The 15,669-nt window shown below is 68.0% G+C and carries 18 protein-coding genes; 10 read left to right on the top strand and 8 right to left on the bottom strand.

Features of this window, described 5'->3' with window-relative positions; translation table 11 throughout:
* Positions 1 to 91: 91 nt before the first annotated feature.
* Positions 92 to 583: a histidine phosphatase family protein gene (locus AB0L97_RS26885; protein WP_355080039.1), complete on the top strand. Its 492-nt coding sequence runs from the start codon at positions 92 to 94 to the stop codon at positions 581 to 583.
* Between the two features lie 23 nt (positions 584 to 606).
* Here the strand turns inward: AB0L97_RS26885 and AB0L97_RS26880 are convergent, their stop codons facing one another.
* A complete protein-coding gene (locus AB0L97_RS26880) occupies positions 607 to 810 on the bottom strand; it encodes a hypothetical protein (RefSeq protein WP_355080041.1) in 204 nt (67 codons plus the stop codon).
* Positions 811 to 868: 58 nt separating this feature from the next.
* Here AB0L97_RS26880 and AB0L97_RS26875 point away from each other — a divergent pair, with 58 nt between their 5' ends.
* Positions 869 to 1,240: a glyoxalase superfamily protein gene (locus tag AB0L97_RS26875; RefSeq protein WP_355080043.1), complete on the top strand. Its 372-nt coding sequence runs from the start codon at positions 869 to 871 to the stop codon at positions 1,238 to 1,240.
* A gap of 10 nt (positions 1,241 to 1,250) precedes the next feature.
* Here AB0L97_RS26875 and AB0L97_RS26870 read toward each other — a convergent pair whose 3' ends face one another.
* Entirely contained in the window at positions 1,251 to 1,859 is a 609-nt protein-coding gene (locus AB0L97_RS26870) for a TetR/AcrR family transcriptional regulator (protein ID WP_355080045.1), read from the bottom strand.
* A 77-nt stretch (positions 1,860 to 1,936) separates the two neighbouring features.
* Here AB0L97_RS26870 and AB0L97_RS26865 point away from each other — a divergent pair, with 77 nt between their 5' ends.
* The 6 genes from AB0L97_RS26865 to AB0L97_RS26840 all read left to right on the top strand — a co-directional run bounded on the left by AB0L97_RS26865 (position 1,937) and on the right by AB0L97_RS26840 (position 6,650).
* Positions 1,937 to 2,821, top strand: coding sequence for an alpha/beta hydrolase (locus AB0L97_RS26865; protein ID WP_364434566.1), 885 nt, complete (start codon positions 1,937 to 1,939; stop codon positions 2,819 to 2,821).
* 123 nt (positions 2,822 to 2,944) lie between these two features.
* Complete coding sequence (locus AB0L97_RS26860; RefSeq protein ID WP_355080049.1) at positions 2,945 to 3,403, top strand: MerR family transcriptional regulator; 459 nt, start codon at positions 2,945 to 2,947, stop codon at positions 3,401 to 3,403.
* On the top strand, positions 3,400 to 4,410 hold the full coding sequence (locus AB0L97_RS26855) for an aldo/keto reductase (RefSeq protein ID WP_364434562.1): 1,011 nt from the start codon (positions 3,400 to 3,402) through the stop codon (positions 4,408 to 4,410). The genes AB0L97_RS26860 and AB0L97_RS26855 overlap by 4 nt, the downstream gene beginning before the upstream one ends.
* A 25-nt stretch (positions 4,411 to 4,435) precedes the next feature.
* Positions 4,436 to 4,729 (top strand): putative quinol monooxygenase, encoded by a 294-nt coding sequence (locus AB0L97_RS26850; RefSeq protein ID WP_355080053.1) that lies wholly within the window; start codon positions 4,436 to 4,438, stop codon positions 4,727 to 4,729.
* A gap of 140 nt (positions 4,730 to 4,869) precedes the next feature.
* Positions 4,870 to 5,664, top strand: coding sequence for a GNAT family N-acetyltransferase (locus tag AB0L97_RS26845; protein WP_364434558.1), 795 nt, complete (start codon positions 4,870 to 4,872; stop codon positions 5,662 to 5,664).
* Positions 5,661 to 6,650 carry a pirin family protein gene (locus AB0L97_RS26840; protein ID WP_355080057.1) on the top strand — a complete coding sequence of 330 codons (990 nt, stop codon included), beginning with the start codon at positions 5,661 to 5,663 and terminating at the stop codon, positions 6,648 to 6,650. The genes AB0L97_RS26845 and AB0L97_RS26840 overlap by 4 nt, the downstream gene beginning before the upstream one ends.
* Before the next feature lie 208 nt (positions 6,651 to 6,858).
* Here the strand turns inward: AB0L97_RS26840 and AB0L97_RS26835 are convergent, their stop codons facing one another.
* Both AB0L97_RS26835 and AB0L97_RS26830 read right to left on the bottom strand, forming a co-directional pair.
* Positions 6,859 to 7,335, bottom strand: coding sequence for an SRPBCC family protein (locus tag AB0L97_RS26835; RefSeq protein WP_364434553.1), 477 nt, complete (start codon positions 7,333 to 7,335; stop codon positions 6,859 to 6,861).
* Complete coding sequence (locus AB0L97_RS26830; protein ID WP_364434550.1) at positions 7,332 to 7,664, bottom strand: metalloregulator ArsR/SmtB family transcription factor; 333 nt, start codon at positions 7,662 to 7,664, stop codon at positions 7,332 to 7,334. Before AB0L97_RS26830 ends, AB0L97_RS26835 begins: the two co-directional genes overlap by 4 nt.
* Before the next feature lie 299 nt (positions 7,665 to 7,963).
* Between AB0L97_RS26830 and AB0L97_RS26825 the strand changes: the two genes are divergently transcribed.
* Positions 7,964 to 8,587, top strand: coding sequence for a hypothetical protein (locus tag AB0L97_RS26825; RefSeq protein WP_364434547.1), 624 nt, complete (start codon positions 7,964 to 7,966; stop codon positions 8,585 to 8,587).
* Here AB0L97_RS26825 and AB0L97_RS26820 read toward each other — a convergent pair.
* Positions 8,584 to 9,438 carry a helix-turn-helix transcriptional regulator gene (locus AB0L97_RS26820; protein ID WP_364434544.1) on the bottom strand — a complete coding sequence of 285 codons (855 nt, stop codon included), beginning with the start codon at positions 9,436 to 9,438 and terminating at the stop codon, positions 8,584 to 8,586. The genes AB0L97_RS26825 and AB0L97_RS26820 overlap by 4 nt on opposite strands.
* Positions 9,439 to 9,539: 101 nt before the next feature.
* Between AB0L97_RS26820 and AB0L97_RS26815 the strand changes: the two genes are divergently transcribed.
* Entirely contained in the window at positions 9,540 to 10,550 is a 1,011-nt protein-coding gene (locus AB0L97_RS26815; RefSeq protein ID WP_364434541.1) for an aldo/keto reductase, read from the top strand.
* Between the two features lie 242 nt (positions 10,551 to 10,792).
* Here the strand turns inward: AB0L97_RS26815 and AB0L97_RS26810 are convergent, their stop codons facing one another.
* From AB0L97_RS26810 to AB0L97_RS26800, 3 genes are all read right to left on the bottom strand, one after another.
* Positions 10,793 to 11,317, bottom strand: coding sequence for a DUF4442 domain-containing protein (locus AB0L97_RS26810; protein ID WP_355080069.1), 525 nt, complete (start codon positions 11,315 to 11,317; stop codon positions 10,793 to 10,795).
* A 78-nt stretch (positions 11,318 to 11,395) separates the two neighbouring features.
* Positions 11,396 to 15,349, bottom strand: coding sequence for a DNA-directed RNA polymerase subunit beta' (locus tag AB0L97_RS26805; RefSeq protein ID WP_355080071.1), 3,954 nt, complete (start codon positions 15,347 to 15,349; stop codon positions 11,396 to 11,398).
* Between the two features lie 102 nt (positions 15,350 to 15,451).
* The coding region (locus tag AB0L97_RS26800) for a hypothetical protein (protein WP_356968766.1) at positions 15,452 to 15,669 on the bottom strand (218 nt) is incomplete at its 5' end.

Raw genomic sequence — 15,669 nt, 5'->3', positions numbered from 1 at the left:
GGTCGCCCGCGGGAGCACGTGATGTGATGCCGCTTTCAGTTTGCCTCGAGTGTGGTCGGGACCTCTCGCCCGGAGGGCTTACCGTATCTCCATGGCGCGGACTCTGATCCTCATGCGGCACGGCAAATCGGCCTATCCGGACGGCGTCGACGACCACGAGCGACCGCTGGCGCCGCGAGGCAGGCGCGAGGCCGGACTCGCGGGTGAGTGGCTGCGCGCGACCCAGCCGCCGATCGATGCCGTGCACTGTTCCACGGCCACCCGCACCAGGCAGACGCTGTCCGCGACCGGCATCACCGCGCCGGTGGTCTTCGAACCGGGGATCTACGAGGCCACGCCGGAAACGCTGATCGAGCTGGTCCGCCTCAGCGCCGACGACGTGGCGACACTGCTGGTGGTCGGCCACGCGCCGGGCATGCCGTGGACGGCTTGGGAGCTGGCGAGCAATCGCGACAGCGCCCCCGCGGTCGAACTCAGCCGGAAGTTTCCGACTTCGGCGCTCGCGGTACTGCGCTTCGACCGCGACTGGGCGGACGTCGATCCGGGTACCGGAGAGCTGGTGCAATTCCACATCCCGCGCTGACCGCACGCGATCCGGACGCGCGGTCAGCGCAGTAATCTGCCGCCGACCACGACGACCGCGCCGAGCACGAGCAGCAGCGCGAACGCGGCGAGTCCCCCGAACAACCACCACACCACGCCGAGCGCGAGCGCGAACGGCGCGACCGCTATCGCGGTGATCACCGGGCTTTCCTTGACCGTCGCCCAGGCCGAACGAGCCCTGATCCGGTCGATGTCCTTTCCAGGCATGTGCCCAGGGTAGGCCGGAATCCGGGACTTTGTCGGTGCACGATGGAATGCTCGCCGGATGGATTGGAAAATCGAACTCGTCGCCATTCCGGTGACCGATGTCGACCGCGCCAAGGACTTCTACACCAAGATCGGCTTCAACGCCGACCACGATCACCGGGTGAACGAGAACCTGCGCTTCGTTCAACTGACCCCGCCCGGTTCCGGATGCTCGATCTGTCTCGGTGAGGGCATCACCGACGCGGAACCCGGCAGCGTCCGAGGCATGCAGATCGTGGTCGCCAGCGCCGACGACGCCTACCAGCAGTTGATCGCCGCCGGTGTGGACGCCGCCCCGGTCGAGGACCTCGCCTGGGGGCGGTTCACCTACTTCGCTGATCCGGACGGCAACAAATGGGCCGTCCAGCAGCTGCCCGATTACAGCAGCTGACCGACGCGCGTCAGTCCGCCCGGAGCACCCCCGCCCGGGCGGCCAGCGCCGCCGTACGCGCCGCGCGCTCGGCCACCGCGTCGTCGACCGGCTCGCCGGTGACGAGCATGCGGTAGTAGATCGGAGCGGCTGCCAACCGGATCACCTCCGCCGGATCGGTGTCGGGGTGCACCTCACCGCGTTCGAGCGCGCGCCGCACGATGACGACCACCTCCGCGAAGCGGTTCTCGAACAGCAGGGAGAACGTGGCGCGAGCGGACGGATCCCTGGTCGCGGCCACCACCATCGCGTACAGCCAGTGCTCCGCCACCGGATTCCGATACACCTCGACCACGGCGCGGGCGAAGTCGATGAGATCGCGTTCGAAGTCCCCGGTGTCCGGCGTGACGATGCCCGTGCCGACATCCATCCCGGCCTCGAGGATCACGCGATCCAGGCCGCCCCAGCGCCGGTACAAGGTGGACACCGCGACGCCGGCTCGCGCGGCGATCTTCTCCAGACTTGTTCCCGCGTAGCCATTCTCGACCAGTTCCGTCAGCGTCGCCGCGAGCACGGCCCGCTTCGTGCGCGCCGTCCTTCCGCCCGGGCGGACCGCACCGGGCCTGATCTCCTCTGCCATCGAACAGCTTTCCCTTGCGTCGATCCGTCAGCCCTGCCACGATCTTAATGCAAACTTCTTCTCGTTTAGGTGGTCCTGTGAACATCGCCAAGGTCTCGCACCGGTTCGTCGAGGTCGACGGCGTGCGCGTCTTCTATCGCACGGCCGGACCGGCCGACGCGCCCACGCTTCTCCTGCTGCACGGATTCCCATCCGCTTCCCACCAGTTCCGCAGGCTCATCGACGCGCTCGGCGACCGCTACCACGTGGTCGCGCCGGACTACCCGGGCTTCGGACACACGGAGGCGCCCGCCGACTTCCCCTATTCGTTCGACTCGCTCGCCGACGTCCTGGAGGGTTTCGTCGAGGCGCTCGGCCTGACCCGGTTCGTCATGTACGTCTTCGACTTCGGCGGCCCGGTCGGGTTCCGGCTGGCCACCAGGCAACCGGACCGCATCGCGGGCTTGGTGATCCAGAACGCCAACGCCTACGCCGAAGGGTTGTCCGAACTGGCGCGCCAGACCGTCGCCAACCGGCCGGGCGTGCCCGGCGCCGAGGACAACATCCGGCAGATCCTCACCCTGCCGGTGACCCAGAGCCAATACCTGGGCGGCACCACCGATTCCGAACTCGTCGCACCCGACGGATGGGTGCTCGACCAGTACTTCCTGGACCGCCCCGAGCGGCAGCGGGCACAGATCGCGCTCGGCTTGGACTACCACTCCAATGTCGAGCTCTACCCTGTTTGGCAGCGCTGGCTGCAGTCGCACCGCCCACCCACATTGATCGTCTGGGGAAGAAACGACGCCTTCTTTCCCGAGCCGGGCGCGCACGCCTACCTCCGCGACCTACCGGACGCCGATCTGCACGTTTTCGATACCGGCCATTTCGCGCTCGAGGAGTTCCTCCCGGAGATCGCCCCGCTGGTCGCCGACTTCGTCGACACCGTCGCGCGACAGGACGCGAAGCCGGTCTCGCGGTGACGGCGACAGCCGGGAGAAACAACCGGAGAATGGGTCTTGCTTGGAGTGCACTCCAGGTGATTAGCGTCGTCAGTGTTCAACGAGAAGGGCGAGTGCAGTGAACGAGCGTCAGCGAGTGAAGTCATGAGTGAAACCGCGTTTCCGGTGACCGCGAGTGACGACCGGGAGCTGCCGCGGTATTCGATCGGCGAGGTGTCCGAGCGATCGGGGCTGAGCCGGGATACGTTGCGCTGGTACGAACGGATCGGGCTGATGGACTACATCGGCCGGGACCACTCCGGCAAGCGCCGGTTCAGCGACCGGGATCTCGAATGGCTGGCGCTGATCGGGCGGCTGCGCACGACCGGCATGTCGGTGGCGGACATGGTTCGCTACGCCGAGCTGGTGCGGACGGGAGACGCCACGCTCCCCCAGCGGCTGGAGATGTTCCGGGACACCCGCGCCGAGGTACTCGCCAAGATCGATGAACTCCGTCAGACCCTGGCCGTGCTGGACCACAAGATCGCCCTGTACGAGGGCAAAGTCGAGACAGCTCCCCCGGCCATGGTCACCGCGCACGACAGCGAAGGAATCAAGCTATGACGAGCACGGACAGCCTGCCCACCACCACCCTGGGAACCAGCGGCATCGAGGTGGGGACGCAGGGTCTGGGCTGCATGGGCATGAGCGAGTTCTACGGGCCCAGCGATCTCACCGAATCAAGGGCGACCCTGGATCGGGCGCTGGAACTGGGTGTCACTCTGTTCGACACCGCCGATGTCTACGGCTCCGGGCACAACGAGGAATTCCTCAGCGATTTCTTCGGCGCCGAGCGCGACCGGCTGGTGATCGCCACCAAGTTCGGCATCGTCCGCAAGGCCGACGACCCGGCCTTCCGAGGGTTCGACAACTCCCCCGCCTACATCCGCGCCGCGGTGGAGGGCAGCCTGCGCAGGCTGCGGGTCGACACCATCGATCTGTACTACATGCACCGCAAGGACCCCGCCGTGCCGATCGAGGACACGGTCGGCACGATGGCGGAATTGGTGCGGGAGGGCAAGGTGCGCGCGCTCGGATTGTCCGAGGTGACGGGCGCCGAACTCCGGGCGGCGCACGCGGTGCACCCGATCGCGGCCGTGCAGTCGGAATGGTCGCTGTTCTCCCGGGACGTCGAACGCACCGTGGTGCCCGCCGCGGCGGAGCTGGGTGTGACCTTCGTGCCGTACTCGCCGCTTGGTCGCGGCTTCCTGACCGGATCGTTCACCGGCACCTCCGACAGGAGCGATTTCCGTTCCACGATGCCGCGCTTCACCGGCGAGAACGCGGCGCGCAATGCCGAACTGCTCGACCCGCTGCGGGCCATCGCCGAGGCACGCGGCATCACCCTGGCGCAGGTGGCCCTGGCCTGGGTGCACGCACAGGCCGCTGTGCGCGGCCTCGCAGTGGTCCCGATCCCCGGCACGCGCAGCCGCACCCGGCTCGCCGACAACGTGGCCGCCGCGACCATTTCGCTCACCGCCGACGAACTGGCGACACTGGAGCCGATCGCGAGCCGGGTGACCGGCACCCGGTACGCGGACATGTCGTTCACGTCGGCGGGCCGCGAATAACCCACCACGAGATCAGGAGACGCTCATGTCGACGTTGACGCTCAACGTCCGCTTCACCGCCAAGCCGGGTCGCGAGGCGGAGTTGAAGGACCTGTTGCAAGGCATGATCCAACCGACGCTCGCCGAGGACGGTTGCGTCCGATACGAGCTCTACCTGCATCCCACCGACCAGAGCCGGATGGTGCTGCTCGAGGAGTGGGCCGACGAGGACGCCTTGGCCGCGCACTTCCAGACGCCACACCTGAAGGCCCTGGCGACGGCGTTGCAGGACGTCCTGGTCGAACCGTTCCAGCTGCGACGGTTCACCGAGATCGGATGAGCGCGGCGGTGGTCCGGGGTCGCGTGCGGGCCCGGCCCACCACGGACTCCTTCCCTACCACACGCTTCCCCGGACCGAAGTCCGTTTCTCCGGCGGCGCGGTCTGCGCCGTTCACCGGCGGCCGCTAACATCCCATGAATATGAGCCCCGAAGCCCCGCGAGATCGCGTCTGGATCGACAAACGGACGCCCACCGCGTTCCGCGCACTGAACGGCGTCGCGAGCGAGGTCAGGGCCGCCGCCGCGGCCGTGGGGCTGGATCGCCGGATCATCGAACTGATCAATCTGCGCGTCTCCCAGATCAACGGTTGTGCGTACTGCCTCGACGTGCACTACCGGGCGGCCTTGGCGGCCGGGGCTACCGAGCAGGAGATCGCGGTGCTGCCCGGCTGGCGGCGCGGCGGCACGTACCCGCCCTTCGAGCAGGCCGTGCTCGCGATCGCGGAAGTGACGGCGACGCTCCCGGACGAGCACGTCATCGAGCGTGAGTACGCTTTTGCTCGCCGGTATCTGACGGATGACCAGCTGTCCGTCGTCATCTGGGTGGCCACCACGATCGGCGCGTTCAACCGGGTCTCGATTCTCAGCAGGCATCCGGTTCGCGCACGGAAGGAGAAGGGAACCATGACCGAATCGGCTTCGGAGTCCAAGGTCGTCCGCAACGACGAGCGGCATCGCTACGAGGTGTTCTACGGCGGGGAGCTGGCCGGCTTCGCCGACTACGAGGAACGCGACGACGAGACGGTGTTCACGCACACCGAGGTCGACGGCGCGTTCTCCGGGAAGGGCCTCGGCTCGGTCCTGGCCAAGAGCGCGATCGAGGACGTCATCGAGCGGGGGCGGGTGATCCGGCCGGTGTGCCCGTTCATCAAGGCGTACCTGGACAAGCACCCCGACTACGACAAGCACGTGATCGGCAAGGGCGTCGATCGATGAGTGACCTGGATCCGCGCCCGGCTGAGACGCTGTGTGAACCCGCGCCCGGCCCCGGCCCGGTCGCGGAGCGTTATCCGGCCCGCGAGGTGCCACTCGGCGGCGTGCGCGGTGTGTACGTCGAACGGGTGCTGCCCCAGCGCGACCTGCCCACCGTCGGCGCGTGGTGTTTCCTCGACCACTTCGGCTCGCCGACGGTCACCAAGACCGGCGCGCCGCCGGACATCGATCCGCATCCGCACATCGGCCTGCAAACGGTGACCTGGCCGTTCGAAGGCCGTATCCGGCACCGCGACTCGGTCGGGTCGGACGTGGAGATCGAACCCGGTCAGCTGAACCTGATGACGTCCGGGCGCGGCATCGCCCATTCCGAGTACGCCGTGCCCGGCGCGCCCGCCGGACACGGCTTGCAGCTGTGGATCGCCCTGCCGGGCCACCGCACCGGCATCGCGCCGCATTTCGAGCAGCATCGCGAACTGCCGGTCGTCGAAGCGCCCGGCCTGCGAGCGATCGTGCTGATCGGGTCGCTGGCCGGGAAGACCTCGCCCGCCATCGCCTACACACCCATCGTCGGCGCCGATGTGCGGCTCGAGCCGGGAGCCGATGTCGCTCTCCCGCTCGACCCTCGTTTCGAGCACGCTGTGCTGGTGATCGAGGGCGAGGTGACCGTCGCGGGCGACGAACTCGCGGCTGGACCGCTGCTGTACCTGGGCACCGGCCGTGACGAACTCCAGCTCACCAGTTCCGGCGGCGCGCACGTCGCGCTGATCGGCGGGGAGCCGTTCGGCGAGGAACTGGTGATGTGGTGGAACTTCGTCGGCCGCAGCCACGAGGACATCGTCGCCGCCCGCGCCGATTGGGAGAATCACGACGTCAGCCGGTTCGCCGACATCGCGGGCCACACCCCGGGGCAGCGCATTCCCGCGCCGCCCCTGCCCGGACTGCATCTGAAGCCGCGCAAGCGCCGGATCGGCCCGGCCAGGGACTGAACCGCGCCGCGATCTCATCCGGCTCCGCCCGGCGGCCCCGCTGTTGTCAGCACCGCCACCTGTTGAGGATTGCCGCCGCCACCGTCCCGAGCCGGACGGCCGTTCGCGTCCGTAGACGCGCCTGGATCGGCCGCCGATTCCCCTGACACGAGACGGCGCACCCCACGCTTCGGCTCCGCTCACGCGACCGAAGCCGAAGCGTACGGTCTCAGCCTCGGGCGAGCAGTGCGTCCAGTGCGCGGTAGCTCTCGTTGAGCCCGGACTCCATGCCCGACTGGAGCATCCCGTCCCGTTCCTGCGACGTGTGGAACTGGCTGTCGGTGACCACCTTGGTGCGGCCGTCGCCGAGATCGATGAAGCTGACGCTGTCGATGGCCACGTGGGCGGGCATACCGTCCCACTCGAAGGAGTACACGATGCGCTCCCGCGGGGTGATCTCGCGGAAGCGGCCCTCGAAGCCGTGCGTCTCCCCCTCGGCGTGCTCGATGAAACGCCAGTGCCCGCCGGCACGAAACTCCCAGCGCTCGATGTCGAGCCGGTTGCCGCGACCCCACCACTGGGCGAGCTGTTCGATCCTGCTGTAGGCGGCCCACACCCGCTCGCGCGGGGCGTCGAAGACCCGCTCGATGTGGATCGCGCGGTCGGTGTCGGCCGTGATGACAGCGTCGTTCGTGGTTGTGCTCATCGCTCCTGCTCCGTTCGTCCGAGGAATTCGCCGAGACGGTCCAGCCGCGCTTCCACCATCCGCCGGTAGCCCTGCATCCAGGCCACTTCGCGGTCGAAGACGTTCTCGGCGAGGCGGCAGTACCGCACCCGGCCGCGCTTCTCCGTCACCACCATGCCCGCCGCCTCCAGCAACTGGACGTGCTTCTTGATGCCGGTGAGCGTCATCTCGAAGCGCTCCGCCAGTTCGCTGACGGTCGCGGGCCCACTGCCGAGGCGTTCGAGGATGCCACGCCGAGTGGGATCCGCGAGCGCTCCGAAGGAGGCGTCCAAGAAGTCATACTGAACCATCTAGTTCAGTGTTGCGCAGCATGGCGCGGACGTCAAGAGGGAATCGCATCGCCCGGATCCGGCAACTCGACCGACGGTCGGCCGAGAAACCACGACCCGGCGGCCGACCCGACGACGCCGGGGCCGAAGCCCGCCCCGGCGACCGATTCCCGCTTTACAGGCACTCGCCGGCGAAGTGCGACAGATACTTTCGCCGCCGCAATCGGTGATGAACTGTCGCTCAACCCTTCTGATCGAGCCCGTCGAGCGGTATCTTGTCCGGACGAACCGGACACGGGGCGGGACACGGAAAGAGCACGATGAGGATCATCCAATTCACCGCGACCACTCTGGTTGCGCTGGCGGCCACCGCACTCACCACGAGCGCCGCGCACGCGCAGCCCGCGCCCGCCGACGCGCCGCTCGACCTGCACGGCACGTTCCACCAGGTCGCCTACGAGGTCGCCGCCAGCGAGGATCGCCGTGCTGCGGTGGCGACCCTCCAGGACGGAACGTTCGAGCTGACCCACGACGACCGGGTGGTGACGGTCGCCGATCGCGACGGCCAGATCGTCGCCGCGCTGCCGATGACGCTGCGCATCGGGGACCAGCGCGTGTCCCTGCGGCCCGTACTCGAGGACGCGGGACATCGGCTCACCGTCGCGCCGATCGCCATGGCCGACGCGCCGCTGCGCGACGTCAGCGCCCAGGAGCGGTTCTACGCCGAGGCCGAGAAGGTCATGCCGACCATCCTGGCGGGCGCGGGGATCGGCGCCGCCATCGGCTTCATCGTCGGATTCCCGCTCGGCCTGTTCGTGATCGACTTCATCACGGTGCCCGTCGCCGCGGTCGCGGGCGCCGCGATCGGCGCGATGGCCGGGTACGTCATCGGCGGTGGACAGCCCGCCGTCGACGCGGCGCTCGAGTACGTCACCGCGCCCTAGTCGAGCCGGTCGACGGGCGTCAACTGCTGCGTGCCGATCACCCGCAGCAGGTCCAGCTTCTCGGCCGCGTCCGTGCCGGGGCGCGGGAGGTAGACCAGCAGGCGCTGGGCGGAGTTGGGTGTGAGCAGCGTTTCGCAGACCATGTCGATCAGCCCGACCTGCGGATGCAAGATGCGCTTGATATCCGAAAGCCGCACGGCTACTTCGTGTTCGTTCCAGAGCCGGTCGAACTCGACGCTCGCGGAGCGTAGTCGCGCGACGAACTCGATCACGTCCGAATCGGCCGCCCGGCGCGCGGCCGTGGCACGCAGATCCGCGACGTGATGGCGGCTGAGCCGGTCCCAATCCTCCTCCGGGAAGGTCGCGCGCGCGGACGTGTCGGTGAACCAGCGGTAGGCGTAGTACCGGTCCCAGCCGCGCCGTTCGCCGTGATCGCCGACCAGCAAGGTGTGCATCCGGTTCTGCACGAGCACCTCGCCGAGATCGGTGACGACCGTGGCCGCGGTGTCGTCGAGCTTGGCGAGCAAGTGCATCAGGCCGGGGCCCACGTGCTTGTCGGTCGTCTCGCGGCCCGGCGGGGCGTGGTCGCACAGATGGTAGAGGTGGTCGCGTTCGTCGTTGTCGAAACGCAGGGCGCGCGCGAGCGACGCGAGCACCTGGGTGGACGGACGCGGACCGCGTGACTGCTCGAGCCGGGTGTAGTAGTCGGTCGAGATGCCCGCGAGCAGGGCGACCTCGTCGCGGCGCAGCCCCGGCGTGCGCCGCCGGATGCCGGGCGGCAATCCCACGTCGGCGGGCGTGAGCTGCTCCCGGCGACGGCGCAGGAAGTCGGCGAGTTCGGGGCGGTCCATGGTTTTCACTGTCCCCCGAAACGGCGTGCTCAGCCAGGGATCGCCGCTCCCCCGATAAACGATCTCTCCCGCGGCGGTCCCGCACGGTTCAGGCTGGTCCCATGACGACAACGAAGATCGACGAAGTGCGGCTGGGAGCCACCGGTCCGACCGTCAGCCGGATCGGCCTCGGCGCTATGAGCATGTCCGGCGCGTACGGCACGACCGACGACGCCGAATCGACCGCGACCATCCATGCGGCGCTGGACTCCGGCGTCAACCTCATCGACACCGGCGATTTCTACGGCGCGGGCCACAACGAGATGCTGATCGGCAAGGCCATCGCCGAACGTCCTCGCGAGGACGTGGTGCTGAGCGTGAAGTTCGGCGCGCTGCGCGGCCCTGACGGCGGTTTCGTCGGCATGGACAACCGTCCCGCCGCGCTGCGCAATTTCCTGGCCTACAGCCTCCAGCGGCTCGGCGTCGACCACATCGACATCTACCGACCCGCCCGGCTGGATCCGGACGTGCCGATCGAGGACACCGTCGGCGCCATCGGCGAGCTGATCGAAGCCGGATACGTCCGCCATGTCGGCCTGTCCGAGGTCGGCCCGGAAACCATCCGGCGCGCGGCGGCCGTGCATCCCATCGTGGACTTGCAGATCGAGTATTCGCTGATCTCGCGGGGCATCGAGGAGCGCATCCTGCCCGTCTGCCGCGAGCTCGGCATCGGCGTCACGGCCTACGGCGTGCTCTCACGCGGTCTGCTCAGCGATGCGATCCAGCCCGGCGCCACCTTCGACTCGGCCGATTTCCGCGCGCACAGCCCACGCTTCCAGGGCGAGAACCTGGACCGGAATCTGGAGCTGGTCCGCGCGCTGAACGAGATCGCGGCGCGCAAGGACGCCTCGGTGGCGCAACTGGCCATCGCCTGGGCACTGACCCGCGGCGCGGACATCGTGCCGCTCATCGGCACCCGCCGACGCGGACGCTGGGCGGAAGCTGTTCGCGCCCTTGATCTTTCGCTAACCGACGAGGAGCTGTCCACCATCGAGTCGGCCGTGCCCGCAGACCGAGTCGCGGGGGAACGCTACGCCACGGCACAGATGGCGATGCTCGACAGCGAGCGGTGAGGTCACGTCCGGAGCGCGGCCGCGCCCCGGACCACCCGTGCCCGGACCCCCGATGCCGAAATCGACGGCAGCGGCACGGCGAGGGACGCGAGTCCCGACGGCCTCGCCGCGACAGCGGTCCGGGCGACCCCCACTATTCCGCTGTTCTCCATAAGAACCGGCGTGCGTGCGTCCGCGCGCCCGGCCCGCGGTGCCGGTCACTCACCGTGGAGCACGGTAGCTCCGAGCATCTCCGGGCGCGATCACGTCCGGCGCGGACGCAGCACGGCCGTGAACACCGCTGCGGCCACGGTCTTTCCGGTGGCGTCGGCGATATCCACCGGAACTTCGAGTTCGAGCGGCACCTTCGCCTCGATGTCCGCACGCATCTTCGCCAGCGTCTCGCCGGAGAACGCGGAAGTAGCTCGGAACGGCCCCGCTTCCCCTTTCGCCCGGGCTTTGTACTCGATGCGCCCGTCCTTGGCGACGATGAACGTATCCCCCATCAGGTCCACGATTCCCGACACCGACGCGCCCATCGCGGCGGTCTCCGCCATCCCGAACAACACGGCGGCGTGCAGATCCCCGTTGTGGTTCAGGTGTTCCGCCCGCGGCACGACCGACACCACATTGCGCCCCGCCGCGAACTCCTCCCATTCCACCCCCGCGTACTGGATGAACCCCAGCTTCCGGAACCCGGCCACCACCAGATCCGCCAACGCCACGCCGTCCACCGCGACCTCCAGGAGCAGAACTGAAACCTGTTCTACTTTTACTGGCTTCCCCACCGGTTGTCCACCGCGCGCGAAACGAATCCGGCCCCCGCTCCAGAACGGAGCGGGGGCCGGATGCTTACGGCTGACGGATCAGCGGTAGTCGCTGAAGCCGTAGTCGTCGAGCGGAACCGCGGCGCCGGTGGTCTGACCGAAGCTGTCCGGGCTGTAGTAGGTGTCGTCGTAGGACGGCACCGCGTACGCGGCGGCACGGGCTTCCTCGGTCGGCTGCACCTGGATGTTGCGGTAGCGGTTGATACCGGTACCGGCCGGGATCAGCTTGCCGATGATCACGTTCTCCTTGAGGCCGATGAGCTTGTCGGAGCGGCAGTTGATCGCCGCGTCCGTCAGGACTCGGGTGGTCTCCTGGAAGGACGCCGCCGACAGCCACGAGTCGGTGGCCAGCGACGCCTTGGTGATACCCATCAGCACCGGGCGACCCGCCGCGGGCTCGGCGCCCTCGGCGACAACGCGACGGTTCGCGGCCTCGAACTCGGCGCGCTCGGTGAGCGAGCCGGGCAGGAACTCCGTGGCGCCCGAGTCGATGATCGTCACGCGACGCAGCATCTGGCGCACGATGACCTCGATGTGCTTGTCGTGGATCGACACACCCTGCGAGCGGTAGACCTCCTGGACCTCGTGGACCAGATGGACCTGAACCTGCCGGGGGCCCATGATGCGCAGCACCTCGTGCGGATCCGCCGCGCCTTCCAGCAGCTGCTGGCCGACCTCGACGTGGTCACCGTCGGAGAGCAGACGCTCGGTGCCGTCGTCGTGCTTGAACACACGCAGACGCTGCCGCTTCGAGAGCTTGTCGTAGACAACCTCTTCGCCACCGTCATCCGGGATGATGGTGATCTTGTAGAAGCGATCGTCGTCCTCCAGCCGCACGCGACCGGAGACCTCGGCGATGGGCGCCTTGCCCTTCGGCACGCGCGCCTCGAACAGCTCCTGCACACGAGGCAGACCGCCGGTGATGTCGTCACCCGCGACACCACCCTGGTGGAAGGTACGCATGGTCAGCTGGGTACCGGGCTCACCGATGGACTGCGCGGCGACGATACCGACGGCCTCACCGATGTCGACCAGCTTGCCGGTCGCCATCGAGCGGCCGTAGCAGGTCGCGCACACGCCGGTGCCGGTGGTGCAGGTCAGCACGGAGCGGACCTTCACCTCGGTGATACCCGCCTCGAGCAGCGCCTCCAGCGCCGGGTCGCCGAGGTCGGCGCCCTTGCCCACGATGACGTTGCCCTGCGCGTCGAGCGCGTCGGACGCGAGCGTGCGCGCATAGGTGGAGGTCTCCACGTGCGCGTCGCGGATGATCGAGCCGTCGAGCTGCTTCTCCGCGATCGGCACCACGATGCCGCGCTCGGTGCCACAGTCGTGCTCGCGCACGATGACGTCCTGCGAGACGTCCACCAGACGACGGGTCAGGTAACCCGAGTCGGCGGTGCGAAGCGCGGTGTCGGCCAGACCCTTACGAGCGCCGTGGGTGTTGATGAAGTACTCCAGAACCGTCAGGCCCTCACGGAAGGAGGACTTGATCGGCCGCGGGATGAACTCACCCTTCGGGTTCGTCACCAGGCCCTTCATACCGGCGAGGGTACGGGTCTGGGTGAAGTTACCCGTGGCGCCCGAGTCGACGATCGTGATGATCGGGTTGTCGGCCGGGTAGTGCGCGCGCAGCGCCTTACCGACCTCCTCGGTCGCCTCCTGCCAGATCTTGACCAGGGCGTTGTTGCGCTCCTGGTGATCGAGCGCACCACGCTGGTACTTCTTCTCGATCTGATCCGACTGCGCCTCGTAGCGCTCCATGATCTCGGCCTTCTCCGGCGGCACGAGCACGTCGGACATGGAGACCGTCACGCCGGAACGCGTGGCCCAGTAGAAGCCCGCGTCCTTGAGCTTGTCGACGGTCTGCGCGACCACGATCATCGGGTAACGCTCGGCGAGATCGTTGATGATCGTCGCCTGGCGCTTCTTGGGCATCTGCTCGTTGATGAACGCGTAGTCCACCGGCAGCAGCTCGTTGAACAGCACCCGGCCCAGCGTGGACTCGATGGTCCACGCGTCGCCGCGGCGCCAGCCCTCCGGGAACAGCTCGGCCTCGATCTCCTTCGGCGGACGCTGGTCGGTCAACCGGACCTTGATCAGCGAACGCACGGTGAGCTCACCGCGGTCCACCGCCATCTGCGCCTCGGCGGGCGAGGAGTACACGCCCTGCTCCGGACCGTCCTGAGTGGCCGGCTGGTAGGAACCCTTCGCGCCCTCTTCCAGACGGGTCAGGTAGTACAGGCCGGTCACCATGTCCAGACGCGGCATGGCCAGCGGGCGGCCCGAGGCGGGCGACAGGATGTTGTTCGACGACAGCATCAGCACGCGAGCCTCGGCCTGCGCCTCCGCCGACAGCGGCAGGTGCACGGCCATCTGGTCACCGTCGAAGTCGGCGTTGAACGCTTCACAGACCAGCGGGTGCAGCTGGATGGCCTTGCCTTCCACCAGCTGCGGCTCGAAGGCCTGGATACCGAGACGGTGCAGGGTGGGCGCGCGGTTGAGCAGCACGGGGTGTTCGGCGATGACCTCTTCGAGGACGTCCCACACCTGCGGCCGCTGCCGCTCCACCATCCGCTTGGCCGACTTGATGTTCTGCGCGTGGTTCAGGTCGACCAGGCGCTTCATCACGAACGGCTTGAACAGCTCCAGCGCCATCAGCTTGGGCAGACCGCACTGGTGCAGCTTCAGCTGCGGACCGACGACGATGACCGAACGGCCGGAGTAATCGACGCGCTTACCGAGCAGGTTCTGACGGAAGCGGCCCTGCTTGCCCTTGAGCAGATCGGACAGCGACTTGAGCGGACGGTTGCCCGGTCCGGTGACCGGACGGCCGCGGCGGCCGTTGTCGAACAGGGCGTCGACCGACTCCTGCAGCATCCGCTTCTCGTTGTTGACGATGATCTCGGGCGCGCCGAGGTCGATCAGTCGCTTGAGGCGGTTGTTGCGGTTGATCACGCGACGGTACAGGTCGTTCAGGTCGGAGGTGGCGAAGCGGCCACCGTCGAGCTGAACCATCGGGCGCAGCTCCGGCGGGATCACCGGAACGGCGTCGAGCACCATGCCCATCGGCGAGTTGCCGTTGGCCTGGAACGCCGCGACGACCTTGAGCCGCTTGAGCGCGCGCAGCTTCTTCTGGCCCTTGCCGGTGCGGATGGTCTCGCGCAGCGACTCGGCCTCGGCCTCGATGTCGAAGCTCTCCATCAGCTTCTGGATGGACTCCGCGCCCATCGCGCCGGTGAAGTACTCGCCGTAGCGGTCGACCAGCTCGCGGTAGAGCACCTCGTCGACGATGAGCTGCTTGGGCGCCAGCTTGGTGAAGGTGTTCCAGATCTCCTCCAGCCGGTCCAGCTCACGCTGGGCACGGTCGCGGAGCTGGCGCATCTCCCGCTCGCCGCCGTCCTTGACCTTGCGGCGGACGTCGGACTTGGCGCCTTCGGCCTCCAGCTCGGCCAGGTCGGCCTCGAGCTTCTGAGCGCGGGCCTCGAGGTCGGCGTCGCGCTGGTCGGCGACCGCCTTCTTCTCGACCTCCATCTCGGCCTCGAGCGTGGACAGCTCGTTGTGCCGCAGCTCCTCGTCGACCGCCACGATGACGTAGGCGGCGAAGTAGATGATCTTTTCCAGATCCTTCGGCGCCAGGTCGAGCAGGTAGCCCAGGCGCGAGGGCACGCCCTTGAAGTACCAGATGTGGGTGACCGGAGCGGCCAGCTCGATGTGGCCCATGCGCTCGCGGCGCACCTTGGCGCGAGTCACCTCGACGCCACAGCGCTCACAGATGATGCCCTTGAAGCGGACGCGCTTGTACTTGCCGCAGTAGCACTCCCAGTCCCGGGTGGGACCGAAGATCTTCTCGCAGAACAGGCCGTCCTTCTCCGGCTTGAGCGTGCGGTAGTTGATGGTCTCCGGCTTCTTCACCTCGCCGTAGGACCACTGACGGATGTCTTCGGCGGTGGCCAGGCCGATCCGGAGTTCATCGAAGAAGTTGACGTCTAGCACGTAACTTCCTTTCCCCTGTGCGGGTCGAATTCGAGCAAAAGTTCACTAGTTGGGTAATCCGTTGCGGGAGGCCGGATGCCGTGACGGCATCCGGCCGACCGCCTAGTTCGCCAGATCGTCGACGGTCGCGGCTTCGTTCCTCGACAGGTTGATGCCGAGGTTCGCCGCAGCGCGCTCCAGGTCCTCGTCCTCGCCTTCGCGCAGCTCGATCGCGGCGCCGTCGGACGACAGCACTTCGACGTTGAGGCACAGCGACTGGAGTTCCTTGAGCAGGACCTTGAACGATTCCGGAATGCCCGGCTCCGGGATGTTCTCGCCCT

Origin of the sequence: Nocardia sp. NPDC051911, from assembly GCF_040681035.1 — a bacterium.
GTDB lineage: Bacteria > Actinomycetota > Actinomycetes > Mycobacteriales > Mycobacteriaceae > Nocardia > Nocardia sichangensis.
Note: the sequence above shows the minus strand (reverse complement) of the source record. Positions and strands in the feature narration are given on the sequence as shown.

Excerpts from the sequence above, each read along its gene's own strand:
- AB0L97_RS26825 (WP_364434547.1), top strand. The coding sequence starts at position 7,964 with ATGAGGATCATCCAATTCACCGCGACCACTCTGGTTGCGCTGGCGGCC.
- AB0L97_RS26835 (WP_364434553.1), bottom strand. The coding sequence starts at position 7,335 with ATGAGCACAACCACGAACGACGCTGTCATCACGGCCGACACCGACCGC.
- AB0L97_RS26815 (WP_364434541.1), top strand. The coding sequence starts at position 9,540 with ATGACGACAACGAAGATCGACGAAGTGCGGCTGGGAGCCACCGGTCCG.
- AB0L97_RS26870 (WP_355080045.1), bottom strand. The coding sequence starts at position 1,859 with ATGGCAGAGGAGATCAGGCCCGGTGCGGTCCGCCCGGGCGGAAGGACG.
- AB0L97_RS26845 (WP_364434558.1), top strand. The coding sequence starts at position 4,870 with ATGAGCCCCGAAGCCCCGCGAGATCGCGTCTGGATCGACAAACGGACG.
- AB0L97_RS26820 (WP_364434544.1), bottom strand. The coding sequence starts at position 9,438 with ATGGACCGCCCCGAACTCGCCGACTTCCTGCGCCGTCGCCGGGAGCAG.
- AB0L97_RS26830 (WP_364434550.1), bottom strand. The coding sequence starts at position 7,664 with ATGGTTCAGTATGACTTCTTGGACGCCTCCTTCGGAGCGCTCGCGGAT.
- AB0L97_RS26840 (WP_355080057.1), top strand. The coding sequence starts at position 5,661 with ATGAGTGACCTGGATCCGCGCCCGGCTGAGACGCTGTGTGAACCCGCG.
- AB0L97_RS26860 (WP_355080049.1), top strand. The coding sequence starts at position 2,945 with ATGAGTGAAACCGCGTTTCCGGTGACCGCGAGTGACGACCGGGAGCTG.
- AB0L97_RS26855 (WP_364434562.1), top strand. The coding sequence starts at position 3,400 with ATGACGAGCACGGACAGCCTGCCCACCACCACCCTGGGAACCAGCGGC.
- AB0L97_RS26880 (WP_355080041.1), bottom strand. The coding sequence starts at position 810 with ATGCCTGGAAAGGACATCGACCGGATCAGGGCTCGTTCGGCCTGGGCG.
- AB0L97_RS26875 (WP_355080043.1), top strand. The coding sequence starts at position 869 with ATGGATTGGAAAATCGAACTCGTCGCCATTCCGGTGACCGATGTCGAC.
- AB0L97_RS26850 (WP_355080053.1), top strand. The coding sequence starts at position 4,436 with ATGTCGACGTTGACGCTCAACGTCCGCTTCACCGCCAAGCCGGGTCGC.
- AB0L97_RS26885 (WP_355080039.1), top strand. The coding sequence starts at position 92 with ATGGCGCGGACTCTGATCCTCATGCGGCACGGCAAATCGGCCTATCCG.